The sequence below is a fragment of the Hyphobacterium sp. CCMP332 genome, from assembly GCF_014323565.1.
GTDB lineage: Bacteria > Pseudomonadota > Alphaproteobacteria > Caulobacterales > Maricaulaceae > Hyphobacterium.
In genome coordinates, this window is sequence record NZ_CP058669.1 from 2,541,224 (window position 1) to 2,567,302 (window position 26,079).

Below are 26,079 nucleotides of genomic sequence, written 5' to 3' on the forward strand. Positions count from 1 at the left end.
TCCGATTAGTGAAGCGCGCCGCGCCCCGCAAGCACCCTCGTCTTGACTTTCCGCGCCCGAGCCGCCAATTCGCGTCCGACCTGCGGAGACGGATTATGGCAAAAATCACCTATATCGAGCACGATGGCACAAAGCACGAGATCGACGTGGCCGATGGCCTGACCGTCATGGAAGGCGCGATCCGCAACATGGTGCCGGGTATCGATGCCGATTGCGGCGGCGCGTGTGCGTGTGCCACCTGCCATGTCTATGTCGATGAGGCCTGGGTCAGCAAGACCGGTGAAAAATCCGGTGTCGAGGAATCCATGCTGGATTTTGCGACCGATGTGGAAGCCAATTCCCGCCTGTCCTGCCAGATCAAGGTGTCGCCGGAGCTCGACGGCCTGATCGTCCGCATGCCGGAATATCAGGGCTAGCCGTCCGCGGCCGCTTTTTGTCCGGCAGGACGCAAAAGTCCGGTCAGGTCCAGTTCCGGCGCTGACGCCACTTTCGCAATGACCGGAAGGTGACAGACGACGGTTGTGCCTTCTTCCGGGGCCGAGGCGAGATCGACCCAGCCGCCATGCATTTCCACGATTTCCTTCACCAGGGCGAGACCGAGCCCGGCCCCGCCGCGCTGTCCGCGCTCGAAGCGTTCAAACACACGTGCCTGACGATCCGGTGAAATGCCTTCGCCGGTATCGGCGACTGTGATGGAAGCGCCATCCTCGTCGCGCTTCACCGTCAGGGTGATCCGGCCATCGCGCGGCGTATGGTTCAGGGCGTTGGACAGAAGATTGACCGTGATCTGACGCAAGCGCTTGGCATCACCGGTAATCACAGCGTCGCCCGACGGCGCATTGACGGCCAGACGCACACCGGCATGTTCCGCCTTGGAGGCGAGCAATTCCACCGCGTCCGAGGCGAGTTCCTTGAGATCGACATCGCCGGGGTCAAGTTCCAGCTGTCCGGCATCAATGGCGGCGACATCAAGAATGTCGGTGACCATCTTCTCCAGCTCATCCGCCGCCGAGCGCACATAGCCGAGATAATTCTGCTGTTGTTCGTTCAACTCTCCGGCAATGCCTTGCAGGATCATGTCGGCATAGCCGGTAATCGTGGTCAGCGGGGTGCGCAGCTGATAGCTGACATGCTCGACAAACTCGCCCTTGATCCGTTCCGACGCTTCCAGCGCTTCGGCCCGTTCGCGCAGCGCATCCTCAATACGGCGGCTATCAGTCACATCTTGCCAGGCGATCAGCGTCGCGCCATCGGGCAGCGGGCGTGAAAGCCAGACCAGCACCTTGCCGTCCTCGCGTTCCATTTCGCCGGTCACATGGCGGCGCGCTTCCGGGCTGGGGTCGGCGACACGGGCTTTCATGTCGGCCCAGACGCCCGGATTATCAAACAGGGCCGAGCATTTCGCGGCGACGATTTCCAGCTCCGGCTGACCGTCCAGTTCGGCCGCTTCCAGATTCCACAAGCGCTCGAATTCCGAATTGTGCAGGCGCAGGCGTCCGTCAGAGCCGAACACGGCCACAGCTTCATGCAGCTTGTCCAGCGTCGCGCGTTGCACATTGATCAGCGTGTTATACCGCGCGCGCAGCGACAATTCGTCGGACTTGTCCTCGAACACCATCAGCAGACCGCCGAGCGGATTGCGCTGGCGAGCGACCCGCAGCGTGCGGCCATCGGGCAGATTCCACAGATCGTCCGGAATTTCCGTGTCCGGCGCATCTTCATAGCGGGCCAGCTCGGCCTTTTTCCAGCCGGCATAATCGGCCTGTTCGGGGATTTTCCGGGCCTCGCGCAAGCGGTCCAGCATCGCGCCATGACCGGGGCGGCTATCCAGCATTTGCCGGTCGAGCCCGAAAAGATTGTCGAAGGCGGTATTGCGGAAGACCATTTTCTGACCGCGATCAAAGACGGCGACGGCTTCGGCCAGCTGGTTCAGCGTGTCGTCAAAGGCGCGGCGGAAGCGTTTCAGCGCGGTCTTGGCTTCTTCGCCATCGGTCACGTCCAGTGCAAATCCGGCGGCCCCGCCTGATATCGGGAAGCTGACCAGATCGAGCGCCCGGCGCGAGCCTTCGACCACGACAGGTTTCAGCGCCGAGACGGCTTCGCCGGATTTCGCCGCTTCCATCGCCAGATCCTTGATGGCGGGTTCCAGCGCGATCTGTTTTTCCAGCACTTCGGCCGGGGTTTCGGCCTCCACCGCGCGGGCATAGGCGGCATTCGCCCAGACGATGCGGCCGGTCGCATTCATCCGCCAGGACGGATAGGGCGCGCGCTCCAGCGTATCGAGAATGGCGATCGGATCGGCTTCCAGCTGGCGGCGGGCATCCTCTACCCGGCCGCGCGCCTCGGACTCGTCCAGCCCGCGAATGGTGGCATCCGACAGCCAGACGACCAGCTGGGTGCCGGCGGCGCGCGCATCGGCCTCCAGAAAGCGGCCTTCCGGCCCGATAATGGTCAGCGAGAAGGGACGGCCATCGGCAATCAGCTCGGCAAAGCGGCGGCGCAGCGTGGTGTCATCCCCCGCCGCCGAGCGCGCTTCGTAGTCCGCGATGCCTTCCAGCAGCAATCCCGCCGGATTGGGCCCATCGCTCGCTTCGGCGAATTTCAGCAGGCTGGCGAGTGCGGTGGGAGACCCGAAAATGCGCGGCGTGCCCCAGCCGGAGAGCTTGCCATCGTCCAGCGCCGGAATGTCATCCCAGACCAGAACCAGTCCGGGAAACGAGCCGAACACGCCATCGGCGCGAGCAATCTTGTCTTCCAGCTCGCGCGACCGCTTGCGCCACAAGGCTTGCGCGGCCCGTGCGCCCGCCGTCAGGCGATAGGCCCACAGACCCGCAATCAGGCCGAACACAACGGCCGCCAGCGTGACGGAAATCGAGACGATCTCGGTTATGTTGATCCCGCCCTCGGGCATACCGGCGAAGTCCCCCATGGATAAAGACGGCGCAAGCGCGCGCCTTTTCGAATCACCACTCTACCCGCTTCGCGAATCGAGGGGGAGGGGGTAATGCCTGACACGTCATTTGACGTGCCGCCTCTCAAGCGCGATATCAGCCCACAACAGATGACCGCCCAAAGGGCGAGGGAGAGACGCAATGCGCGAGATCAATCATTTCATCGATGGCACAAGCTTTACCGGCAAGACTGGCCGTTTCGGCGATGTCTTCGACCCCAATACCGGCGAGGTGCAGGCGCGCGTGCAGTTTGCCGACGAGGCCGAAGTGGCCCGCGCGGTGGAAGGCGCCAAGAAGGGTCAGCGTATCTGGGCCGCGATGAACCCGCAGCGACGCGCCCGCATTCTGATGGCCTACAAGAATCTCGTCGAGGCCGAGATGGACGAGCTGGCGCATTTGCTCTCCTCCGAGCATGGCAAGGTGATCGCCGATTCAAAGGGCGACATTATCCGCGGCCTGGAAGTCATCGAATTTGCCTGCGGCGTGCCGCACCTGATGAAGGGCGAATACACCGACAGCGCCGGTCCGGGCATTGATGTCTATTCCATGCGCCAGCCGCTCGGCGTGGTCGCGGGGATTTCACCCTTCAACTTCCCGGCCATGATCCCGATGTGGTTCATGGGCATGTCGATTGCCACCGGTAATGCGCTGGTGCTGAAACCGTCCGAGAAAGATCCGTCCGTCCCGGTCCGCCTCGCCGAATTGTGGATGGAAGCCGGCCTGCCCGAAGGCGTGCTGCAGATCATCCATGGCGACAAGCAGGCGGTCGATGCGCTGCTTACCCATGACGATGTCAAGGCCGTCTCCTTTGTCGGCTCCTCCGACATCGCACACTATATCGCCCGCACCTGCACCGAACAGGGCAAGCGTTTCCAGGCCATGGGCGGGGCGAAAAACCACGGCATCATCATGCCGGATGCGGATATGGACCAGGTCGTCAACGACTTCCTCGGCGCGGCTTATGGTTCTGCCGGCGAACGCTGCATGGCGCTGCCCGTGGCGGTGCCGGTCGGCAAGGATACGGCGGATGAATTTGTCAGGCGCATGCTGGACGAAGCAAAAAAACTCCGCGTCGGCGTCTCCACCGACAGCGATGCGCATTACGGCCCGGTTGTTTCCGCCGCGCACAAGCAGCGCGTCGAGGACTACATCACGCTGGGTGTGGAAGAAGGTGCGGGCCTTCTTCTTGATGGCCGCGGTTTCAAACTGCAGGGCCATGAGAACGGCTTCTTCATTGGCCCGACCCTGTTCGACAATGTCAAACCCGGCATGAAGACTTATGCAGAGGAAATCTTCGGCCCCGTCCTGCAGGTCGTCCGCGCCGACAATCTCGAAGATGCCGCCCATCTGCCCAGCGACCATCAATACGGAAACGGCGTTGCCATCTTCACCCGCAATGGCCTCGCCGCACGCGAGTTTGCCGCCAAGGTCCAGGTCGGCATGGTCGGCATCAATGTGCCGATCCCGGTGCCGGTCGCCTATCACTCCTTTGGCGGCTGGAAGCGCTCGGCCTTCACCGACACCAACCAGTACGGCACCGAAGGCATCCGCTTCTTCACCAAAATCAAGACCGTGACCCAGCGCTGGCCCACCGGCGATATCGGCGATCAGGCCTTTGTCATCCCGACGATGGGGTAGGATTCAACCGTCATCCCGGACAGGCGTCAGCCTGATCCGGGACCCATGCTGTATATTTGACGATCCGGAATGGGTCCCGGGTTCGCGCATTCTGCGCGCCCCGGAAGGACGAATGGAAGGCTTGCCACCCGCATACGCCCCGCTAATCTCCCGTCCCATGCACAATTTCTCCTTCCGCACCGTCCCGCACATCGTCTTCGAAGCTGGCGCGTCAAAGCGTCTGGCCCGTCTCGCTGCGCCGGTCCTGAAAGACGCCAAACGCCTCTTCTTTGTCACCGACAAAGGCGTGCGCAACGCCGGTCTGATTGATAATGCGCTCGCCGCGTTGAAAGCGGATGGCTTTGACGTTTTCGTCTTTGACGAAGTGGTCGCCGATCCGCCTGAAGCCGTGGTGTTGGACGCCGCCGCGAAAGCCAGCGAATTCGGTGCGCAGGCCATCATCGCCTTTGGTGGTGGCTCGCCCATGGACACAGCGAAAGTCGTCTCCCTCCTCGCAGGCGGCGACCAGCCCCTGTCGGAGATGTATGGCGTCGAGCAGGTGCGGGTGGCCGGACTGCCCTCCATCATGATCCCGACCACGGCGGGCACCGGCTCGGAAGTCACCAATGTCGCGGTGCTGACCACCGGCGCGACCTCCAAGCGCGGCATCGCCTCCGGCGCGCTCTATGCCGATATGGCGATCCTCGATCCGGAGCTGACGCTGGGCCTGCCGCGCCATGCCACGGCGGCCACCGGCATAGATGCCATGGTCCATGCCATCGAGGCCTTCACCAACAAGCGCTCGAAAAACCCGGTCTCCGATGCACTGGCCCTGGCGGCGCTGAAGAAGCTGCAGGGTGGCATCCTGACCGCCTGCGATGAGCCCTCCAACATTGAGGCCCGCGGCGACATGCTGCTCGGCGCCATGCTGGCCGGGCAGGCGTTTTCAAACTCGCCGGTCGGCGCGGTCCATGCCATGGCCTATCCGCTGGGCGGGATATTCCATGTGCCGCACGGGCTTTCCAATTCGGTCGTCCTGCCGCCTGTCCTGAAATTCAACGCCGCCGCGGCCGAGCCGCTCTATGCTGAAATGGCCGCGCATATGGGGCTGGCGGCCTCCTCTGCCGGACTGATCGCGGAGATGGAACGCATCGCCGAGGCCACCGGGATCGAGCGCCGCCTCTCCCAGCTCGGCATCTCGCACAATGACATTCCGCGCATGGCCGAGGATGTGGCGGCCAATGACCGCCTCTTGCCGAACAATCCGCGCGAACTGACCTATGACGACATCGTCCGGCTCTATGAGGAAATCGTATGAGCGGGGCACAGACCGGCCGGACCGATTATCCCGTCTTCATCGAGATCGCCACGCGCTGGCAGGACAATGATGTCTACGGCCACCTCAACAATGTCGTCTATTACGAGCTGCTCGATACGGTCGTGAACCGGCATCTGATCGAAGCCGGTGTGCTGGATCCGGCGACCAGCGACCAGATCGGTCTCGTGGTGGAATCCGGCTGCAAATATTTTGCCTCGCTTGCCTATCCCGAAATCATCGATGTCGGTCTGCGCGTCACCCATATCGGCAATTCCTCGGTGCGCTACGAGGTCGGGGCTTTCGCCAGGGGTGCCGAAACGCCCGCCGCCGAGGCCTTCTTCGTCCACGTCTATGTCGATGCCAAGGCGCGCCGTCCCAAACCCCTGCCGGATGATTTCCGGGCAGTGCTGGAGAGGTTGCGTTAGGCCAGCCTCCTTCGAGTTTATGCCAATCCGTCATTCCGGGGTGAGCCGCAGGCGAGAACCCGGAACCCATGCTGCGGCGTTTTTGATGGCTCCCCGCTTGTGCGGGACAGGCGGCATGGTTCCCGGATCGTCGCTTCGCTCCGTCCGGGATGACGTTGTTTGCCTTGTCTCGTGGTGAGGGGGCATCTTGCCATTCCCGCACCTCGCTGCCATCAAACCACCATGCGAGAGATCAAACGCCCGCTCTATCTTGTGACGGCCGCCGCCATTGCCTTCGGCCTGTTGTTGGCAGTGTTGATTTTTGCCGCATGACCCCGCTCGCCAACCTTGAAAAGCGGATTGCCGAAGGCACACTGACCGAGGACGCCGGACAACTGGCCGCGGCGCAGGCGCTGACCGATTTGCACGAAAGGCTGGCAAGCTGGCGTATCAGGGATGGCTGGTTCCGCCACAAGACACCGCCGCCGCGCGGTCTTTATCTCTGGGGCGGGGTCGGGCGCGGTAAATCCATGCTGATGGACCTGTTCTTCAAAACCGCTCCGGTGGCGCAAAAACGCCGCGTCCACTTTCATGAATTCATGCAGGAAACCCACGCCCGCATCGGTGCCTGGCGCAAACGGCTGGAGCGGAAAAAGGGTCAGGATGATCCCATCCCGCCCGTCGCAAAAGCCATCGCTGCGGATGCGCGCCTGCTCTGCTTTGACGAATTCCAGGTCACCGATATTGCCGATGCCATGTTGCTGGGACGCCTCTTTGAACAGCTTTTCGATATCGGCGTCGTGGTCGTGGCGACATCCAATCGCGTGCCGGACGACCTCTACAGGGACGGCATCAACCGCCAGCTTTTCCTGCCCTTCATCGCGGAGCTGAAAGACCGGCTGGATGTGATGGAGATCGCTTCCGGGGTGGATCACCGCCTGCAGCAACTCACGGCCGCGCCGGTCTATTACACGCCGCTGGGATCCGAAGCGGATGCTGCGCTGGATGAAGCCTGGAAGCGGCTGACGCAAGGTGCCGAGCCGCAGTCCTGCACGATCACCGTTCACGGGCGGGCCGTTCCGGTGCCGCGCGAAGCAGCGGGCGTTGCCCGCTTCACCTTTGCCGAATTATGCGCCCGGCCCCTGGGTGCGGCGGACTATCTCGCCATCGCGGCGCAATTTCATACATTGCTCGTCGGAGACGTGCCGCAACTGACGCCGGACAAGCGCAATGAGGCGAAACGCTTTGTCACATTGATTGACGCGCTCTACGAAGCCAAAACAAAGCTGGTCATGAGCGCCGCCGCCGAACCGGACGATCTCTATCCGGCCGGCGATGGAGCCTTTGAATTTGAACGCACGGCGTCGCGTCTGATGGAAATGCGGTCTGAAACCTATCTCGCCGCCGCCCACGAAGACGCCATGCCGCAAACAGGAGAAAGCTGATGTCCCGCTCCATCAGTCTCGACGAGACCCTCACCAATTATGTCCGCAAGGCCAACCGCGCCGAATCCCCGGCGCTGGAGCGCTGCCGCATCGAGACTGATGCGCGCGAGGACAAGATGATGCAGATCAGCCCGGAACAGGGTGCTTTCATGAAGCTGATCGCCCGCATGGTGAATGCCAGGACGGCAGTCGAGGTCGGCGTTTTCACCGGCTATTCGGCGCTGGCGACAGCCGAGACCATGAAGGAAATGCACGGCACAAAAGCCCGGCTCTTTGCCTGCGATGTCTCCTATGACTTCATCGGCATGGCCGAGGATTACTGGAAGGAAGGCGGGGTTGCCGACATCATCCAGCCAGTGATTGGCGATGCGCGCCATAGCCTGATCGGCCTGTTGAATGACGGGCTTGGCGAGAGCGTCGATCTGATGTTCGTGGATGCCGATAAAACCGGCTACCCCGATTACTACACCGCCGGCCTCAGCCTGTTGCGGCCCGGCGGCATCATGCTGTTCGACAATGTCCTGTGGTCGGGCTCGGTCGCCGATCCGCAAAAATGCGATGAGGACACCGAAGCCCTGCGCGCCATTGCCGACAAGCTGCGCGAGGATGACCGCGTCGAGATCGCCTTCACCGCCATTGGCGACGGCGTACTGATGGCGATGAAGCGCTAGTCTTCCACACGCTCCCAGCCAAAGCTGAACGCCTGATCGCCCGACAGATCAGAGATCGTCGCCGTCAGCGTATCACCGTCGCGTACATAGCGGATGCGTTGCGGGAAATCATGCTCCGGATTTTCGAACGTCACGGCATGTTCACCGCTCTGCACAAGTTCGAAACACACGGCCTCCCCGCCACCGGGCTGAGCGCAATAGGCGGCGCCATCATCGTTCTCGACAATGCGCATGAATTCAAAGGCCCGTGCTTGTCCGTCGCTGATCGTGCGGTTGACCCCGAGATAGAGCCCGCCATCGCCATTGGTCCAGATTTCCTCGGACACGCGGCCATCGGCCTCGCTGCGCCAATGCCCCTCCATCCAGTCCAGATCGCTGGCCGGCGCCGGGCTGCTCAATATCAAACTCACAATTCCCGCCCGAACCAGCATAACGATCTCCGTGACCAAAAGAAAATACTAGCGCAAAACCGCAGACCTGTCGCTTGCTCCGGAACGTCTGCGGGTCTAGACCGTGCGCAAATTCCCGCACTTGCGAAGGAGCGCCCAAATGGCCCGTAATAAGATTGCCCTCATCGGTTCCGGAATGATCGGCGGCACGCTCGCCCATCTCGCAGCAAAGAAGGAAATGGGCGACATTGTTCTGTTCGACATTGCCGAGGGCATGCCCCAGGGCAAGGCGCTGGATCTTTCGCAGTGCGGTCCGATTGAAGGCTTTGACGCGAAAATCACAGGCTCGAATGATTACGCCGACATTGCCGGCGCCGATGTGGTGATCGTCACCGCCGGTGTGCCGCGCAAGCCCGGAATGAGCCGCGATGATCTCCTCGGCATCAATCTGAAAGTCATGAAATCCGTGGGCGAAGGCATCAAAAAGCACGCCCCGGACGCCTTCGTCATCTGCATCACCAATCCGCTGGACGCCATGGTCTGGGCGCTGCGCGAGTTTTCCGGCCTGCCGCACAACAAGGTCGTCGGCATGGCCGGCGTGCTCGACTCGGCCCGTTTTGCCACCTTCCTGGCGTGGGAATTTGACGTCTCGGTTCGCGATGTGAACGCCTTCGTGCTGGGCGGTCATGGCGACACCATGGTGCCGGTCCTGTCCTATTCCACGATCAATGGCATTCCGGTGGCGGACATGGCCAAGATCAAGGGCGTCGATGTCAGCCGTCTTGACGAAATCGTCGACCGCACCCGCAAGGGCGGCGGCGAGATTGTCGGCCTGCTGGGCAATGGCTCGGCCTATTACGCGCCGGCCTCCAGCGCCATCGCCATGGCCGAAGCCTATCTCGGCGACCAGAAGCGCGTCCTGCCCTGTGCCTCCTATGTCGGGGGCAAATATGGCCTCGACGGGCTCTATGTCGGCGTGCCGACCCTGATCGGCGCGGGCGGCACCGAAGACGTGATAGAGATTGACCTCTCCGAGGAGGAAAGATCCAACCTCACGGTCAGCGTCAATGCGGTGAAGGAATTGCTCGAGGCGTGCAAGGGCCTCGATTCCAGCCTCGCCTGATCACGCTGGCTGACATCCCGGCCACATTCGCGTGAGCGCCATTGACCGGGACCGGTGATGGCTCCAATTCCCGTGCGGGAAGAAAAGGGGCTATCCATGTTTAAATATCTGACGCCGGTTCTTGCGCTGGGTCTGTTTGCCTGTTCGGGCGGCAGCGATACACCACCGGAAAATTCCGCAGCGCTCGAATCAGCCAGCGAGGCGGCCGAAACGCTCGGCCCGTCCGTTGGCAGCGCGATGCCGGCATTCCGCCTGGCTGATGGCAATGGCGAGATGCTGACGCTGGCCGATGTCGCCGGGGATAACGGCACGGTTATCTATTTCAACCGCTCGCTCGACTGGTGTCCCTTCTGTCAGACCCAGACGATGGAGGTGAATGCGGCCGCTGATCAGTTTGCGGCTCTTGGCTATGGCGTGGTGACGATTACCTATGACAGCGTGGACATAATCCAGGATTTTGCCGAACGCCGTTCGATCGGCATCACCCTGCTGTCCGATCCGGAATCCACCCTCGTTGATGCACTTGATATTCGCGATCCGGTTTATACCGACCCCGACAGCATGGCTTATGGCGTGCCCTATCCGATCACCTTCATCGTCGATGCTGAGGGCGTGATTACCCACAAGCTCTGGCACGAGCCGGGATATGGCGAGCAGCGCGGCTATCGCGAGCGCATTTCCGTGGGCGATGTGTTGAGCGTGCTGGAGAGTGATTAAAGCCCGGCGAGTTGCAGACCGGAATTGAGTCGCATCAGCTCGAACGAGACCGTCAGCATGAAGGTCGTCCAGATGAAGATGGGCCACATCAGGACGGCCGAGAATTTCTGGGCCCGGCCAATAACAAAGACGGTCAGGGCCGTCAGAATCCAGCTGCCGAGAATCGCGTAAAAGCCGAACGTCACATCGCGCAGGATCACAAACCCGGCCAGCCATCCGCCCGAAGCGAGATAGAGCAGAACGAGGAGACCAATGGAAACACGCCGGGCCCAGCCATGGCCGAAGCGGTCCACAATCCAGAGCACCAGTGCCATCATCATGGTTTTGGCGATCCACAACCAGGTCAGGATCATGACGGGTGGCAGCAAGAGGGGCCTCTGCAAATCCTGATACACCCATTCCACAACGCCGGTCGCGAAGGCGAGCCCGGAAATAACGCCGGTCATCGCAGCGGCAATGATCCAGTATACGGCAAGGCGTATGATTGTGGGACGGTTTGTATGGGCCATGAGAAGGACGGATTGCTCCAATATTGATCAACATCCCTCCATCGCAAGGAATGCGCCAATTGTGGCATCAGCGAGGCATTGCGCTTGCCCGCCGCAGAGCCGCAGCCTATTCCCGCTATCCGGTTGCATTTCAGGAGGTCAGCATGCCGATGGAAATTTCAACATTCGGGCCGCGCCTGGAAACAGACCGCCTGATCCTGCGCGTCCCCGAAGAGCGTGATCTGGAACCTCTGGCCGCCGCCATGGCGGACGAGGAAACCGCCCGGCACATTGGCGGCACACAATCGCCGCCTCTGGTGTGGCGCTCCATCGCCAGCATTATCGGTCACTGGGCGCTGCGCGGCTATGGATTCTTCACGGTCGAGGACCGGGCGACCGGCGAATGGCTGGGCCGGGTCGGCCCCTGGTTTCCGCATGGCTGGCCGCAGCCGGAAGTGGGCTGGACGATCAAGCGCGAGGCGTGGGGTAAGGGCTATGCCAGCGAGGCCGCTGCGCGCTCCATCGACTGGGCATTTGACACGCTCGGCTGGGACTCGGTCATCCACCTCATCGATGAGAAAAATACCGGTTCACAAGGCGTTGCGAAGAAACTCGGTTCAAGAAATCTGGGCCGCAAGGCTGAAGTGGCGGGCTTTGGCATGATCGTCGACGTCTGGGGCCAGTCGAAAGCCGACTGGGTCGCCGGACGCGGCTAGATCCAGCCTCTGTCGCGGATTTCCGGATAGAAGCTTCGGCTGACCGGTGCGGTAATGCCGCCCGTGAGGGTCAATTCGGCGCGGCCGCCGGATTTCGCGGCATTATCAATCGCCGCACGCGCTACCCACCAGGAGCGGTGCGTCTGCGCACCGTCCAGCCCCTCAACGGCCGCTATCGCGTCACTCAGACGCATCAGGATCAGCGCATCGCCGCGCGCTGTATGTACCCGCAGATAATGATCTTCCGATTGCAGGGCGAGGATATCAGCGGTTCTCAGCCGCACCGGCAGTTTGTCGGTCAGCGCCCGACCGGCGCTGGCCTCGGCTGCGTTTTCGCTTCGGCCTTCCAGCATATAATTGATGGCGGTCACGGCGGCAGAAATCACGAACACCAGACCGAACATGATCGGCCAGGTATAGAGGGGTGGTGCCGGGCCCAACACCGCCTGTATGCTGATCACGGCAATCGTTACCGGCAGCGAAACCAGCACGGCGACCAGCGTGTAGGCCGCAAGTTTCGGCATGCCGGGTGCAAACCGTTCCAGAGCCCAGACCGCAGCATTGCCGGAGGCCCCGCCGAGCAGCATCAGCGACACCCAGTAGATCCACACCCACGGCCAGCCCAGCCCGCCCGTATTATAGGGGGCGAGAATCGCCAGAAAGGTGCCGATCCCGGCGACCAACAGATAATTGCTGCCGTGTTGCTTCGCCCAGTCGACCAGCTTCTGCACCGAAAAGACCCCTCCATTCGCGTTTCGCGAACGGTAATCTAGCGCCATTCGCGACGGGAAACAGCCCGTTTGCGTAGTCCGTATTTCTTCCGGCCGGATGCGTTGGCAATCAGGGCCATCACCTGTTTTCCCGGAGGAATGTAAAATGAATACTCTTCGCCACCTGGCCATCGGATTCGGACTGGTCACCATCGTTGTCGGCATCGCGCTCATACAGGGCGGTATCATGCAGGACGGCTATCTCGGCGCCTATGCGCAGGAGATTGGAAACATGATTTCCGGCTTTAATCCGGATTTCGCCGCGTTTTTCCGTGCGCCGGTCATTATCCAGGTCCATGCGGGCGCGGCCCTGGCGGCCCTGTTGCTCGGCGCGGTTCAGCTGCTGGCCCCGAAGGGGACGATCCCGCACCGGACGCTGGGCTATACTTGGGCGGTGCTGATGCTTGTCACTGCGATCACGGCGATTTTCATTCGCGAGATCAACCAGGGCAGCTTCAGCTTCATCCACATCTTCGTGCCGCTGACGCTGATGGGGCTGTACGGCATGATCACTCATGCCCGCGCCATGCGCACCGACAAGCACCGCAATGCGGTTCTGGGACTCTTTCTCGGCGCATTGGTCGTGCCCGGACTGTTTACCTTCATGCCCGGCCGCCTGCTGTGGCAGATGTTTTTTGGCGGGTAGTCACCGGCAGCGCAGGATTGGATTCGTGTCAACGTCACATTTCCGGTGTAAGCGGATCGAAACCGGTATGGAGATTTCGATGCGCGCCTGTTTTTCCTTGATCCCGTTTGCGCTGTTGGCCACACCCCTTCAGGCACAGCAAGCCGCCACCTCTTCCGCCGAAACCCCGCCTCGCACCGTTTTCGAGGCGCTACGCCCCTTCTATGACCAGCTCGATCTGGACCATCCGGCGGCAGGGACGGGTGTATCACTTGATCCCGCTCAAGCTCTCACCCGCATTGCCTTCGGCTCCTGTCATGACCCGGAGCGAGCGGGTATGGAAATCCTTGACCGGGTCGCGGCCGATAACCCGGATGTCTTCATCTATACGGGTGACAATGTGTATGGCGATGCCTGGTCCTGGGATGCGACCCTGCCGGAATTGCGTTCCGCCTATGCTGCACTGGCCGCCTCTCCGGAATTCCGGGCCTTGCGGGCGCAGATTCCGATGCTGGCGGTCTGGGACGATCATGATTACGGGCTGAATGATTTCGGCCGCGGTTTTCCTTTCAAGGAATATGCGGAACGGCTCTTTCTCGATTTCTGGGCTGTGCCGGAGGATGATGAGCGCCGCAGCCGGGACGGAATCTATACGTCCCGCGTCTACGGCCCGGAAGGGCAGCGCACACAGATCATCCTGCTCGATACGCGCTATTTCCGATCTGATCTGACGCCGACACCCGAACGCGGAGCCGAGGGCCGCGAGCGTTATATTCCGTCCGAAGCGGAAGATCAGGACATGTTGGGTGACGCTCAATGGGCATGGCTGGAAGACCAGCTTTCCGTGCCCGCCGATCTGCGCCTGATTGTCAGCTCGATCCAGGTCCATGCCGATGGTCATGGCTGGGAAGCCTGGCGCACCCTGCCGCAGGAGCGGGCGCGTTTATACAACCTGCTGGAGACAAGCGGTGCCGAAGGCGTGATCCTGATGTCCGGAGATCGTCATTCATCCGGCATTTATGTTCGCGAGGACGTGATCGGCTACCCCCTTTACGAGATCACCTCATCCTCGCTGAACATGTCTTTTCAGGATGAAAACAACGAATCCGGCCCCCATCGCATCGGTGAAATGTACGCGCCCGTGAATTATGGCGTGATTGATGTGAACTGGGAGGGCGGGTCCGTGAGCCTTGAAATTCGCGACGCAGACGGGCTTGCCGTAAGGGATGTGGCGATTTCTCTGGATGACCTCGCGGTACGCTGACCTTACCGGTTGTTCACAAACCCCGCAGGAATGATGATATCGCGGTAACGTGGGCGTTAGCGTGTTCGATCAGTCGTGATTGGATTTGGCCGGGGCGTTCAGCCAGTTTTCATCTCGCCGGACGGGACTGATCCTGACCGGTGCGAATTGAACCCTCAGGAGGTCACATAAAATGAATACCCAAACCAAATTTGCAACGCTCGCTGCGTCTGCCCTGGCGCTGTCCCTGTCGGCTGCAGTGTCGGCTGACGACGCCATGCAGGGCATGGACGGTATGGAGCGCTGTTACGGCATCGCTCTGGCCGGCGAAAATGATTGCGCCGCGGGTCCCGGCACGTCGTGCGAAGGCACGTCCACTGTCGACTATCAGGGCAATGCCTGGACCTATGTTGCGGAAGGGACCTGCACCACGATCGAAACGCCTTATGGCAATGGCTCGCTCGAGCCGGTCGAGCGCCCGTAACCACAGGCATCGCGATGACCTCCGCTCACCTCTCCCCGGATCCGGCACCCGAAATGGGTGCCGGCATCGGCCTCAAGCCGCAGCATTATCGCAGCGTGCTGGAAAGCCGGGCCGAGGGGTTGTGGGCGGAAGTTCATCCCGAAAACTACATGACCGATGGCGGTCCGCGTCTGGCCTGGCTGGATGCCATCCGCCGGGATCGGCCGCTCTCCCTGCACGGGGTCGCGCTCTCGCTGGGCGGGGCCGACCGTCCGGATCGCGGACATCTGCAAAAATTGCGGGCGCTCGCGGACCGTTACCAGCCGGCGTTGATGAGTGAACATCTGGCCTGGTGCGCTCATGATGGCACCTATTTTGGCGACCTTCTCCCGACGCCTTACACAATGGCGCAACTTGACCGTTTCTGCGCCCATGTTGATGAGACCCAGGAGGCGCTGGGGCGCAATATACTGGTCGAGAATCCGTCCATCTATCTGCCGCTGAAATCGGAAATGACCGAACAGGCCTTTCTCGCCGAGGCGGTCCGGCGCACCGGATGCGGTCTTTTGCTGGACGTCAACAATGTCTTCGTCACCAGCTGGAATCTGGGGCAGGATCCGTACACCTATATCGACAATGTGCCGGGTGAGGCCGTCGGGGAAATTCATCTCGCCGGCCACGAGCAGGACGAAAATCTGGGCGACCAGTTGCTGATCGACACACACGGCGCGCCTGTGCGCGACGATGTCTGGAAGCTGTATGATTATGCCATTGCGAAGATCGGGCCGAAGCCGACCCTGATTGAACGCGACAGCAATCTGCCCCCCTTCGACCAGCTGATGGCCGAGCGTGGCCGCGCTCAGGATATTCTGGAGGCCGCCAATGGCTGACTTCCACGATATTTTTGCCCGCGCGCTGAAATCCGGCGATGCCTCGGCGCTAGCGGCCTATACCGACGGTCCGCCAGAGACGAAATTCAAGGTCTATCGCAATAATGTCGTCAAGGGTGCGGCGGACACGCTGGGCGATGCCTATCCGGTGATCAAGCGGCTGGTCGGCGAGAAATTCTTTCAGGGCATGGCACGGGCCTACTGGGCGGCTTATCCGCCGGCGGGCCGCACCCTGACCCTCTATGGTGAGGACTTTGCCGATTTCATTGAAATGTTCGAGCCCGCCCGTCCGCTCGTCTATCTGGCCGATGTCGCTCGCATCGAGCGCGCATGGCTGGAAGCCCATCATGCGCCGGACGCCGCGCCGCTCAAGCTGGCTGATGTAAAGGGCCTGCCGCCGGATGAACTTGCGGGAATGGCACCGGGACTGCACCCGTCAGTGCGGACACTGGCATCCGATTGTCCGGTATTCTCGATCTGGCGCACCAATCGGGAGGACGAAGCGGTTCAGAAAATCTCGCTGGACGCCGGTGGGGAGATGACCCTGGTTCATCGCCCGCAAATGGAAGTGCGCTACCGGCGGCTCTCGCCCGCAGATGCGCTTTTTATCGCGCGCATCGGCGCCGGTCAGGATTTTGCCACGGCCTCAAATGCAGTGGCCGACAGTTTTCCGGGCGTCGAGCCCGCACCGCTATTCATTGCCTTGCTGAAGGAAGGCATTTTCAAGGGAAAAGACACATGAGCACGCAAGAATTCGACGGCAATCAGCCGGTCCTGGGCGCGGCAGGCGCGCTCTATCATCAGGCCTATGGCAAGGTTCAGGAACTCATCTCGCACAATGTCCTCGCCCTGTTTGCACGCCTCGCCATCGCCGGGGTTTTCTGGCGGTCCTTTCTCAACAAGGTCGAGACCAATGGCCTGTTCGATTATGTCGAGGTCATCAATAATTTCGAGGTGCAGAGATCATTGATCAAGATCCCGGCCTTCCCGATCACGATCGAGCAATCGACCTTCAACCAGTTTGCAGAAGGTGGGCAGTTCGCCCTTCCGCTTGTCCCCGGAACGCTCGCGGCCGTCATGGCCACGATGGGCGAAGGCATTCTGCCCATCCTGCTTGTCTTCGGACTGTTCTCGCGGTTTGCCGCAAGCGGCCTGATCGTGATGGCGCTGGTCATCCAGATTTTCGTCTTTCCGACCAATGTCCACTTCTGGGGAACAGTAGCGCTCTGGCTGATTCCACTGCTCTACCTTGCCGGGCGTGGGTCGGGCGCTATCTCGCTGGATTATGTCCTGACACGTCAATTGTCTCGATAACCCTCCGAGCGTTCGGACATGCTGCGCCGCTGACCGCTCCCCCGGTCAGCGGCGCTCTTCATTTGGCGTTGGCGTTCAAACCGGCTAGGACGCGGACAGACAAGAATTTCATGGGGCAAGACGATGAAAGTCTTCTTGAAGACATTGCAGGCGCGCCTGCGCGACCCGCGTCAGTTTTCGGTAAAATCGCCGGACCGGATCTGTCCGATCTGCGGTTATGAGGGCCGGTTTCTGTCGCTTGGCACACCCCCGCGATGGGATGGCCGCTGCCCCAATTGTTCGTCCCGGGAACGTCATCGTCTTTTACATATCTGCCTCGAACGCGAAGGTATTGATCTGACTGATGGCCGGTCCATCCTGCATTTTGCGCCCGAGGGTTATTTCAGGAAAATGATGGGCGACAGCCCGGCCTATCACACGGCCGATCTTGTGCCCGGAAAGGCCCGTCATGCCATGGACATGGCCGACATGACATTTGACGATAACAGCGTCGATGTCGTGATAGCCAATCATGTTCTGGAGCATGTGCCGGACGACAAGAAGGCCATGCGTGAAAGCCTCCGCGTGCTCAAGCCCGGCGGTCTGGCCATTTTCACCGTGCCGCAAAACTGGGCCCGTGCCGAGACGTATGAAAATCCCGATGTCACCTCAGCGGCGGACAAGTACGCGCATTACGATGATGCCAGCCATGTCCGCTATTATGGCCGGGATTTCGCCGATCGCGTGACGGAGGCCGGATTCGAGGTCACCGAATGGCGGCTTCCTCCGGAAGAAGAGCCGAAATACGGCCTCTTCAAGCAGGATATCATCTATCTCTGCCGCAAACCGGCCTAGCCGCGTTCAAACACCAGATAGACGTTGACCGGAAAGACGGGTGTGATCCCGTCCAGTCCGGCAATGCCGGCCAGCGCCTCGACCGCATCACCGAGGCCGAAATCGCGCGCATCGATCAGCGCCGCTTCCGACGAGATCACCAGCACGCTATCGGCCCCGTTCCGGATGACGCGCACGGGCGCATAGACGGTCCGCACCTCGCCATGCAGGCTGACGGCGAGTTGCAGCTCGGTGTCCAGATTGTCGCCGATGGCAAGGTTGGCAAACAGGGCCGGGTCAAGATTGGCCGTGAGCTGGATGTCCGGGAAGGCGCTCACTTCAAAGAAAATATCGCGCAAGCGTTCATTGCGGATGTCGACATAACTTTCAAAGCTGGCCGCATCGATGCTCAGTCGGGCTTCGCCGGACTCCGAGACGGAACCGGAAAGCGCTTCAAACCGGCTGGTTTCAACGACATTGCCATTCTTCACACTGATGACAGTAATGTCTGACGCATTGCCATCTAATTGCCATGACGCTTCGTTAACCGGCGCGTCTGCGGAGCAGGCGGCCAGAAAAGCGGCGAAAAGAATTGCGGCCACACCCTTGAACATGTCAGAGCCTTCCTGTTGCTTTGGCGAACCAGACTAACGCGAATCTAGGACGAATATTGTGATTTTCTACCGTAACGTCTCTGTTGTCATGCTGGCCATCGGTGTCTGGCAGATCGCCAATGGCCTTCTGAACGTCGCCTTGCCGCTGACCATGTCGGGCGCGGAATGGTCGGGACTCGCCATCGGTGCTATCGCATCGGCCTATGCTCTGGGCTTCATGGCGGGGGCCTTCTACGCACCGACACTGATCGCGCGCATCGGACATATTCGAGCCTTTGCAGCTGCCGGTGGTCTGGCCGCGGCGGCGACCCTGTTTCTCGGCGTGGATACCAATGCCTGGCTCTGGTTCGTCTTGCGTCTGGTTTTCGGGGCAAGTGCAGCGGTGCTTTTTGCCGTCGCGGAAAGCTGGATTGCCGATTCCACCCCGGCCAAAAGCCGGGGCGGCGTGATTTCCGCTTATCAGATTGCCGGCCGGGCCGGGATTGTCATTGGTCCGTTCCTCATCGCCGGTGGCGCGGAAGGCGTGGGTGCAGCCTTGCTGATTGCCGGCGCGTTTCTGGCGCTGGCCATTTCGCCGATTGCGGCGACCGGGCGGGCGCAGCCGGCCTTGCCCGAAAAACCGCCGGGTTCGCCCCTGGAAGTGCTGAAGATTGCGCCGGCGGCGGCCGTTGCCGTTTTTGCAGCGGGGCTCGTGAATACCGGTGTCCTGGCCTTTATTCCCATCTGGGCCGGTGGTCTGGGCGGCGAGAATGCGAACGAGAATGTCACAGCTGCCGCCGCCCTGGTGATGGGTGTGATCTATGCGGCGTCCATGGCCAGTCAGTGGCCCGCCGGAAAAATCTCGGATCATTATGACCGCCGACTGGTCATTGCAGCGCTCGGCGCAGGCTGGGCCATTGTGTCACTGATACTGGTCGTCTTTGTAAATCCCGGCCTGATCGCAGGCGTTGTTCTGATCGGTTTGTGGGGCGCCACCTCACTGGCCCATTATGGCGTCGCCATTGCCCATGCCGCCGACCGCGCCGATCATGGCCAGTTGCCGGCCATGGCGTCCGGCCTTCTGCTCGTCTGGGCGGCCGGCTCGGTGATCGGTCCGCTGATCGCCGGCGCGCTCTATGCCAGCCCGCTGGGCATGCGGGGCGTCTTCCTGTTCTCGGCCATCTCCGGTGCCTTGCTGGCCGGGGCAATGGTGTTGAGGCAGCGCAACAAGGCGGCGCCGTCGGAGGCTGATCGCGAGGATTTCGTCAATCTTCATGCAACCTCTGCCCAGCTGGCAGAAATCGACCCGGACGACGTCGACACCTGACCTCTGCGATTGTAGGGGCAAAGGCGCATTGCACCGCATCATGCGGGTGTTATAAGCGCTCTATATCTTTCCGCCTGAACGCTGATTCTCCACGCGAGGCTTCAATCCATGAATATCCACGAATACCAGGCCAAAACCCTTCTGAAATCCTTTGGTGCGCCGGTCGCTGATGGTGGTGTCGCCATGACGCCGGCCGAAGCCGAAGCCGCCGCAAAGAATCTGCCCGGCCCTCTATGGGTGGTCAAAGCCCAGATCCATGCCGGTGGGCGCGGCAAGGGCAAATTCAAGGAAGCCGAAGCCGGTGAAAAAGGCGGCGTCCGTCTCGCCAAATCGACCGCCGAGGTTCGCGAATTTGCCGCGCAAATGCTCGGCAATACGCTGGTCACCAAGCAGACGGGTGAGGCCGGCAAGCAGGTCAATCGCATCTATGTCGAGGATGGCGCAGACATCGAGACGCGAGCTGTATCTCGCGCTGCTGGTCGACCGCGTGACCTCCCGCGTCAGCCTTCGTCGCTCGACCGAGGGCGGCATGGATATCGAGGCCGTCGCCGAGAAGACCCGGAGAAGATCCTCACCTCCGGTCGATCCGGCCAGCCGGCTACAGCCCTTCCATACGGCCGCATCGCCTTCCGCCTCGGGCTGGAGGCGATCGCCGTGAAGCAATGCGTCGCTGATGGGCACGCTCTACAATGCCTTTGTCGAAAGGACATGGAGATGCTCGAGATCAACCCGCTCATCCTGACCGACAAGGGCGAGCTGCGCTGCCTCGACGCCAAGGTGAGCTTCGACAACAACGCCATCTACCGCCATTCCGACATTGCCGAGCTGCGCGACTGACCGAGGAAGACGACAAGGAAATCGAGGCCTCCAAATACGACCTCGCCTATATCGCGCTCGAGGGCGATATCGGCTGCATGGTCAACGGGGCGGGCCTGGCCATGTCGACCATGGACATCATCAAGCTCTACGGTGCGGAACCGGCCAACTTCCTCGATGTCGGCGGTGGCGCATCGAAGGAAAAGGTGACCGCCGCCTTCAAGATCATCACCGCCGACCCGAACGTCAAGGGCATTCTGGTCAACATCTTCGGCGGCATCATGCGCTGTGACGTGATCGCCGAGGGCGTGGTGGCCGCCGTCAAGGAAGTGGGCCTCAAGGTGCCGCTGGTCGTGCGCCTGGAAGGCACCAATGTCGAGAAGGGCAAGGAGATCATCAACACCTCCGGCCTCGACGTGATTTCGGCCGATGATCTTGATGATGCCGCCCAGAAAATCGTGAAAGCCGTGAAGGGTTAGGTGGTCGACGTGCTTCGAGGCTCGCTTCGCTCGCACCTCAGCATGAGGTGTAACAAAGACCTCACCCTGAGGTGCTGCCGCAGGCAGCCTCGAAGGGCAGGGTCGGCATGCTGGGTGGCAAACCGGTGATCGGCCTTCTCCAGATACTCCTCATGGTCGCTTTGCCGGTCGCCGCCGGGGGGTATGCCGCCTGGTTTCTGCGCCGCCGTCTGTCTGCCATGCGCTGGAATATCTACGCCTTCTCGCTGATGATCGGTTTGCTGACGCCCTTGCTCATCAGCCTGTTGATTGCCCGTGTTATGATCGAATTTGGTGAAGCCGGGCCGCCGGTGGTGTTCGCAATGATCATCGGGATTTCCGTCGGGACCGGCTGGCTCGTGGGCGCGTTGATGTTCCGCTTCAACGGAGAGGGCGAATGACGGGCCGCGCCGAATTCACCTTCTTCCACGAACACCGCGTGCGCTGGGCCGAGGTCGACCCGCAGGCGATTGTGTTCAACGCCAATTATTTCGTCTTCGTCGATCATGCCGCGACCGAGTATTTTCGCGCCGTCGGCATGATGTGGGATGACACGCTGAAGGCCGGGTTCGACTTCTTCACTGTCAACGCCAATTGCAATTTCCGTAGCCCGGCGCGGCTGGACGAACTGATCCAGATCGGCTTCCGCTGCAAGCGCTTCGGCACCTCGTCTGTGGATTATGTTTTCGGCATTTTCCGCGGCGATGAACTGCTGGCCGACGGCACGATGACCTATGTCTGTGCGGACGTCGAAACCCGCCGCCCCATTCCGCTGCCGGACCATTACACATCCCGCATTCTGGCGTTTGAACGCCATCCGATTGAAACAAAACAAGCCGCTTGAGGTTCGAATACTATGGCCGTACTCGTCGACAGGAATACCAAAGTGATCTGCCAGGGCCTGACAGGCAAGAATGGCACTTTCCACACCGAACAGGCCATGGCCTATGGCACGCAGATGGTTGGCGGTGTGACGCCGGGCAAGGGCGGCCAGACCTGGCACGGGGATGATGACAAGAGTCTCTCTTTGCCGATTTACAATACGGTGGCCGAAGCGGTTGCCCTGACCGGCGCCAATGCCTCGGTCATCTATGTGCCGCCGCCTTTTGCCGGCGACGCCATCCTTGAAGCCATTGATGCCGGGATCGAGCTGATCGTCACCATCACCGAAGGCGTTCCGGTTGCCGACATGATCAAGGTGAAGCGCGCGCTCGACCGGTCCACCTCGCGCTGATCGGCCCGAACTGTCCGGGCGTCATCACGCCGGGCGAATGCAAGATCGGCATCATGCCGGGCCACATCCATCAGCGCGGCACGGTCGGCGTGGTTTCGCGCTCCGGCACGCTGACCTATGAAGCGGTCAAGCAGACCTCGGATGTGGGCCTCGGCCAGTCCACCTGCATCGGCATTGGCGGCGATCCGGTGAACGGCACCAATTTCATTGACTGCCTCGAGCTTTTCCTCGGCGATGACGAGACCCAGTCCATCGTCATGATTGGCGAAATTGGCGGCTCGGCCGAAGAAGAAGCGGCTGAATTCCTGAAATCAGAAGCCAAAAAGGGCCGATCCAAGCCGGTCGTCGGCTTTATCGCGGGCCGGACCGCCCCTCCGGGCCGCACCATGGGCCATGCAGGCGCGGTTGTTTCTGGCGGCAAGGGGGGCGCGGAAGACAAGATCGAGGCCATGAAGTCGGCCGGAATCACGGTCTCCGACAGCCCGGCGCGGCTGGGCACGACCATGGTCGAGGTCTTGAAAGGCTAGGCGATCGTTCAAAATCCAGGAGCGGCGGCGCATTTTCTGGCACCGCCCCTGTCCGGTTTGGGGTTTACAAAGGGGGTAGGCTCGCCGGAAACATAGTTAACAGGTCCACCAGCGGGGGTGGGGCCAAGCAGGAAGCAAAATGTCAGACGCAAAGCGCACTGATCGTAATCAGAATTTCCTCGATACCTCCTTTCTCTATGGCGGCAACGCCCATTTTGTCGAGCAGATGGCGGCCAGCTGGGCGGAGAATCCCGCCTCCGTCCCCGATGAATGGCGTCAGTATTTTGAAGACAGCGGCGCTGATCCGGCGGCGTCCGGCCGGGCCGCGCGCGGCGCCAGCTGGAAACGCACAAGCTGGCCGTCGGACGTCAATGGTGACCTCACCTCGGCGCTGGGCGCGATTGACGGCGCGGCCGAACCGGCCCTGATCGAGAAAGTCGCGGAACGTTTGCCGGACGCTGACCCGGCGGAGGTCCGCAAGGCGACGCAGGATTCCATCCGCGCCATCATGATGATCCGCGCCTACCGGATGCGCGGCCACCTCGCGGCCAATCTCGATCCATTGTCCATGTCGGATTTCGGTCCGCAGCCGGAATTGCAGCCTGAGTCCTATGGCTTTCAGGCCGCGGACATGGACCGCGAGATTTTCATCGATGGTTATCTCGGTCTGGAAACGGCCACACCGCGCGAAATGCTCGACATTCTGCGCCGCACCTATTGCTCCACGCTGGGCGTGGAATTCATGCATATCTCCAATCCGCAGGAGAAAGCCTGGTTACAGGAACGCTTTGAGGGGCCGGACAAGGGCATTAATTTTACCGCTGACGGCAAGAAAGCCATCTTCTCGCGCCTGGTCGAGACCGAGGCCTTCGAACGCTTCCTTCACAAACGCTATCCCGGGACAAAGCGCTTCGGCATTGATGGCGGCGAAGCCATGGTTCCAGGCCTCGAACAGATCATCAAGCGTGGCAGCCAGATGGGCGTGTCCGACATGATTCTCGGCATGCCGCACCGGGGCCGCCTGAACGTTCTGGCGGCGGTGATGGGCAAGCCTTATCACCAGATTTTCCACGAATTCCAGGGCGGCTCGACGCAAGGCGGCGAGTTCGGCTCCGGCGATGTGAAATATCACCTCGGCGCGTCATCCGACCGCGAATTCGATGGCAAGACGGTCCATTTGTCCCTGACGGCCAATCCGTCCCACCTCGAAGCGGTGGACCCGGTCGTGCTGGGCAAGGCGCGCGCCAAACAGACCAAATACCGCCGCGAGCAGGGCGACGATGCCAGCACCTCACGCCAGGTCCTGCCGCTCTTGTTGCATGGCGATGCCGCTTTTGCCGGGCAGGGTATTGTGGCGGAATGCTTCGGCCTGTCAGGCCTGAAAGGCCATCGCACCGGCGGGGCCATCCACTTCATCGTCAACAACCAGATCGGCTTTACCACCGACCCGAAGGATTCGCGCTCCTCGCCCTATCCGTCGGATGTGGCCCTGATGGTGCAGGCGCCGATCTTCCACGTGAATGGCGATGATCCCGAAGCGGTCGTCTATGCCGCGAAAATGGCGACCGAATATCGCCAGCTTTTCGGCAAGGACGCCATCGTCGATATGTTCTGCTATCGTCGCTACGGCCATAATGAAGGCGATGATCCGTCCTTCACCCAGCCGCAAATGTATCAGATCATCAAGACCCATCCGACGACGCGCGAGCTTTACCAGCAGCGTCTCGTCGCCGAAGGCGTTCTCACCGATGAGGATGCCGACGCCATGGCGCGCGAGTTTGATGACTTTCTCGATGCCGAGTTCGAGAAGGGCAAGGATTTCAAGTCAAAGGATGCGGACTGGCTGGACGGTGTCTGGTCAGGTCTCGGCCTGCCGGAAGAGGATGACCGCCGCGGCGAGACCGCCGTGCCGAATGACAAGCTCAAAGAGCTTGGCAGGAAGCTGACCGAAATCCCCGACGATGTGGACGTGCACAAGACGTTGCGCCGCGTGCTGGAAGGCCGCCGCAACGCCATAGAATCCGGCGAGGGCCTGGACTGGGCAACGGCGGAAAGCCTCGCTTTTGCCACCCTGCTCGATGAAGGCTTCCCGGTGCGCCTGTCCGGTCAAGATTCCGGGCGCGGCACCTTCTCCCAGCGTCATTCCCACATCATCGACCAGACGACGGGTGAAAAGCACACACGGTTGAATCAGCTCGGCACCGAACCCATCCGCTATGAAGTCATCGACACCATGCTGTCGGAAGAGGCGGTCCTTGGTTTTGAATACGGCTATTCGCTGTCCGCGCCCAATACGCTGGTCATGTGGGAAGCCCAGTTCGGCGATTTCGTGAATGGCGCGCAGGTCATTATCGACCAGTTCCTCGCTGCCGGCGAACGTAAATGGCTGCGTATGTCGGGCCTCGTCATGCTCTTGCCGCATGGCTATGAGGGGCAGGGGCCGGAACACTCCTCGGCCCGGCTTGAGCGCTTCCTGCAGCTGTGCGCACAGGACAATATGCAGGTCGCCAATTGTTCAACCCCGGCAAATTACTTCCACATCCTGCGCCGCCAGATTCACCGGGGCTTCCGCAAGCCCCTGATCCTGATGACGCCGAAATCCCTGCTGCGTCACAAGAAGTGCATATCCTCGCTGGCGGCGATGAGTGATGGTTCGTCTTTTCACCGGGTTTTGTGGGACGATGCCGATCCGTCCAACCGCCCCGAAGGCGCGTCGGAGGTGACCTCCACCAAGCTGGTCGGGGACGACGGGATCCGCCGTGTCGTGATGTGCTCCGGCAAGGTCTATTACGACCTGCTTGAAGCGCGCGAGGAGAAGGGTATCGATGATATTTATCTCTTGCGGGTCGAACAATTCTACCCGATTCCGGCGCGTTCCATGCTGCAGGAATTCTCGCGCTTTCCGAACGCCGAACTCGTTTGGTGCCAGGAAGAGCCCCAGAATATGGGCGCGTGGACTTTCATCCAGCCGACGCTCGACTGGGTGCTGATCCAGACCGGAAATACGCAATCCCGGCCCAAATATGCCGGCCGTTCGGCTGCTGCCTCGACCGCCGCCGGTACTGCCGCCGCTCACAAATCCGAACAATCCGCCCTGATCGACGAAGCACTCGCCTGATCGCGACACG

Annotated in this window: 25 protein-coding genes and 2 pseudogenes; 22 read left to right on the forward strand and 5 right to left on the reverse strand. The window is 61.2% G+C overall.

Annotated features, from left to right (window positions below):
- The first annotated feature begins 95 nt into the window (after window positions 1–95).
- Window positions 96–416: a 2Fe-2S iron-sulfur cluster-binding protein gene (locus HXX25_RS12670; RefSeq protein ID WP_187166262.1), complete on the forward strand. Its 321-nt coding sequence runs from the start codon at window positions 96–98 to the stop codon at window positions 414–416.
- On the opposite strand, the gene HXX25_RS12675 is transcribed toward HXX25_RS12670, so the two are convergent.
- Entirely contained in the window at window positions 413–2,911 is a 2,499-nt protein-coding gene (locus HXX25_RS12675; RefSeq protein ID WP_187166263.1) for a PAS domain-containing sensor histidine kinase, read from the reverse strand. The genes HXX25_RS12670 and HXX25_RS12675 overlap by 4 nt on opposite strands.
- 181 nt (window positions 2,912–3,092) lie before the next feature.
- Between HXX25_RS12675 and HXX25_RS12680 the strand changes: the two genes are divergently transcribed.
- From HXX25_RS12680 to HXX25_RS12700, 5 genes are all read left to right on the forward strand, one after another.
- Entirely contained in the window at window positions 3,093–4,589 is a 1,497-nt protein-coding gene (locus HXX25_RS12680) for a CoA-acylating methylmalonate-semialdehyde dehydrogenase (protein ID WP_187166264.1), read from the forward strand.
- A 157-nt stretch (window positions 4,590–4,746) separates the two neighbouring features.
- Window positions 4,747–5,886: an iron-containing alcohol dehydrogenase gene (locus HXX25_RS12685; protein WP_187167852.1), complete on the forward strand. Its 1,140-nt coding sequence runs from the start codon at window positions 4,747–4,749 to the stop codon at window positions 5,884–5,886.
- Window positions 5,883–6,311 carry a thioesterase family protein gene (locus tag HXX25_RS12690; protein WP_187166265.1) on the forward strand — a complete coding sequence of 143 codons (429 nt, stop codon included), beginning with the start codon at window positions 5,883–5,885 and terminating at the stop codon, window positions 6,309–6,311. The genes HXX25_RS12685 and HXX25_RS12690 overlap by 4 nt, the downstream gene beginning before the upstream one ends.
- 308 nt (window positions 6,312–6,619) lie before the next feature.
- Window positions 6,620–7,735: a cell division protein ZapE gene (gene zapE / locus HXX25_RS12695; RefSeq protein WP_187166266.1), complete on the forward strand. Its 1,116-nt coding sequence runs from the start codon at window positions 6,620–6,622 to the stop codon at window positions 7,733–7,735.
- Window positions 7,735–8,406 carry an O-methyltransferase gene (locus HXX25_RS12700; protein ID WP_187166267.1) on the forward strand — a complete coding sequence of 224 codons (672 nt, stop codon included), beginning with the start codon at window positions 7,735–7,737 and terminating at the stop codon, window positions 8,404–8,406. Before zapE ends, HXX25_RS12700 begins: the two co-directional genes overlap by 1 nt.
- On the opposite strand, the gene HXX25_RS12705 is transcribed toward HXX25_RS12700, so the two are convergent.
- Window positions 8,403–8,816 (reverse strand): DUF6265 family protein, encoded by a 414-nt coding sequence (locus HXX25_RS12705; protein ID WP_187166268.1) that lies wholly within the window; start codon window positions 8,814–8,816, stop codon window positions 8,403–8,405. The genes HXX25_RS12700 and HXX25_RS12705 overlap by 4 nt on opposite strands.
- A gap of 139 nt (window positions 8,817–8,955) precedes the next feature.
- Here HXX25_RS12705 and mdh point away from each other — a divergent pair, with 139 nt between their 5' ends.
- A complete protein-coding gene (mdh, locus tag HXX25_RS12710; RefSeq protein WP_187166269.1) occupies window positions 8,956–9,918 on the forward strand; it encodes a malate dehydrogenase in 963 nt (320 codons plus the stop codon).
- 96 nt (window positions 9,919–10,014) lie between these two features.
- On the forward strand, window positions 10,015–10,635 hold the full coding sequence (locus tag HXX25_RS12715) for a peroxiredoxin family protein (RefSeq protein ID WP_187166270.1): 621 nt from the start codon (window positions 10,015–10,017) through the stop codon (window positions 10,633–10,635).
- Here HXX25_RS12715 and HXX25_RS12720 read toward each other — a convergent pair.
- Window positions 10,632–11,144, reverse strand: coding sequence for a TspO/MBR family protein (locus tag HXX25_RS12720; protein ID WP_187166271.1), 513 nt, complete (start codon window positions 11,142–11,144; stop codon window positions 10,632–10,634). The genes HXX25_RS12715 and HXX25_RS12720 overlap by 4 nt on opposite strands.
- A gap of 143 nt (window positions 11,145–11,287) precedes the next feature.
- On the opposite strand from HXX25_RS12720, the gene HXX25_RS12725 reads away from it, so the two are divergent.
- Entirely contained in the window at window positions 11,288–11,839 is a 552-nt protein-coding gene (locus HXX25_RS12725) for a GNAT family N-acetyltransferase (protein WP_233346720.1), read from the forward strand.
- Here HXX25_RS12725 and HXX25_RS12730 read toward each other — a convergent pair.
- Complete coding sequence (locus tag HXX25_RS12730) at window positions 11,836–12,570, reverse strand: LytTR family DNA-binding domain-containing protein (RefSeq protein ID WP_187166272.1); 735 nt, start codon at window positions 12,568–12,570, stop codon at window positions 11,836–11,838. The two genes, HXX25_RS12725 and HXX25_RS12730, sit on opposite strands and share 4 nt — an antisense overlap.
- Window positions 12,571–12,715: 145 nt before the next feature.
- Here HXX25_RS12730 and HXX25_RS12735 point away from each other — a divergent pair, with 145 nt between their 5' ends.
- The 7 genes from HXX25_RS12735 to HXX25_RS14185 all read left to right on the forward strand — a co-directional run bounded on the left by HXX25_RS12735 (window position 12,716) and on the right by HXX25_RS14185 (window position 17,978).
- Window positions 12,716–13,255, forward strand: a complete 540-nt coding sequence (locus tag HXX25_RS12735; RefSeq protein WP_187166273.1) for a DUF2306 domain-containing protein — start codon at window positions 12,716–12,718, stop codon at window positions 13,253–13,255.
- 25 nt (window positions 13,256–13,280) lie between these two features.
- Window positions 13,281–14,498, forward strand: a complete 1,218-nt coding sequence (locus HXX25_RS12740; RefSeq protein ID WP_187166274.1) for an alkaline phosphatase D family protein — start codon at window positions 13,281–13,283, stop codon at window positions 14,496–14,498.
- Window positions 14,499–14,670: 172 nt separating this feature from the next.
- Window positions 14,671–14,961 (forward strand): DUF2282 domain-containing protein, encoded by a 291-nt coding sequence (locus HXX25_RS12745; protein WP_187166275.1) that lies wholly within the window; start codon window positions 14,671–14,673, stop codon window positions 14,959–14,961.
- A gap of 14 nt (window positions 14,962–14,975) precedes the next feature.
- Window positions 14,976–15,830, forward strand: a complete 855-nt coding sequence (locus HXX25_RS12750; protein ID WP_233346721.1) for a DUF692 domain-containing protein — start codon at window positions 14,976–14,978, stop codon at window positions 15,828–15,830.
- Complete coding sequence (locus tag HXX25_RS12755; RefSeq protein WP_187166276.1) at window positions 15,823–16,572, forward strand: DUF2063 domain-containing protein; 750 nt, start codon at window positions 15,823–15,825, stop codon at window positions 16,570–16,572. The genes HXX25_RS12750 and HXX25_RS12755 overlap by 8 nt, the downstream gene beginning before the upstream one ends.
- Window positions 16,569–17,144, forward strand: a complete 576-nt coding sequence (locus HXX25_RS12760; RefSeq protein WP_187166277.1) for a DoxX family protein — start codon at window positions 16,569–16,571, stop codon at window positions 17,142–17,144. The genes HXX25_RS12755 and HXX25_RS12760 overlap by 4 nt, the downstream gene beginning before the upstream one ends.
- 123 nt (window positions 17,145–17,267) lie before the next feature.
- Complete coding sequence (locus tag HXX25_RS14185) at window positions 17,268–17,978, forward strand: class I SAM-dependent methyltransferase (protein ID WP_187166278.1); 711 nt, start codon at window positions 17,268–17,270, stop codon at window positions 17,976–17,978.
- On the opposite strand, the gene HXX25_RS12770 is transcribed toward HXX25_RS14185, so the two are convergent.
- Window positions 17,975–18,571, reverse strand: coding sequence for a YceI family protein (locus HXX25_RS12770; protein ID WP_187166279.1), 597 nt, complete (start codon window positions 18,569–18,571; stop codon window positions 17,975–17,977). The genes HXX25_RS14185 and HXX25_RS12770 overlap by 4 nt on opposite strands.
- Before the next feature lie 58 nt (window positions 18,572–18,629).
- Here HXX25_RS12770 and HXX25_RS12775 point away from each other — a divergent pair, with 58 nt between their 5' ends.
- From HXX25_RS12775 to HXX25_RS12800, 6 genes and pseudogenes are all read left to right on the forward strand, one after another.
- Window positions 18,630–19,877, forward strand: a complete 1,248-nt coding sequence (locus HXX25_RS12775; RefSeq protein ID WP_187166280.1) for an MFS transporter — start codon at window positions 18,630–18,632, stop codon at window positions 19,875–19,877.
- Window positions 19,878–19,985: 108 nt separating this feature from the next.
- Window positions 19,986–21,172: pseudogene (gene sucC, locus HXX25_RS14455) on the forward strand (ADP-forming succinate--CoA ligase subunit beta).
- 107 nt (window positions 21,173–21,279) lie between these two features.
- The gene (locus tag HXX25_RS12785; protein ID WP_187166281.1) at window positions 21,280–21,591 is read left to right on the forward strand and encodes a hypothetical protein; all 312 of its coding nucleotides are present in this window, start codon (window positions 21,280–21,282) and stop codon (window positions 21,589–21,591) included.
- Complete coding sequence (locus tag HXX25_RS12790; RefSeq protein WP_187166282.1) at window positions 21,588–22,034, forward strand: thioesterase family protein; 447 nt, start codon at window positions 21,588–21,590, stop codon at window positions 22,032–22,034. Before HXX25_RS12785 ends, HXX25_RS12790 begins: the two co-directional genes overlap by 4 nt.
- A gap of 12 nt (window positions 22,035–22,046) precedes the next feature.
- Window positions 22,047–22,951, forward strand: a pseudogene (gene sucD / locus HXX25_RS14460) (succinate--CoA ligase subunit alpha).
- 139 nt (window positions 22,952–23,090) lie between these two features.
- A complete protein-coding gene (locus HXX25_RS12800) occupies window positions 23,091–26,069 on the forward strand; it encodes a 2-oxoglutarate dehydrogenase E1 component (RefSeq protein ID WP_187166283.1) in 2,979 nt (992 codons plus the stop codon).
- The last annotated feature ends 10 nt before the right edge of the window (window positions 26,070–26,079 follow it).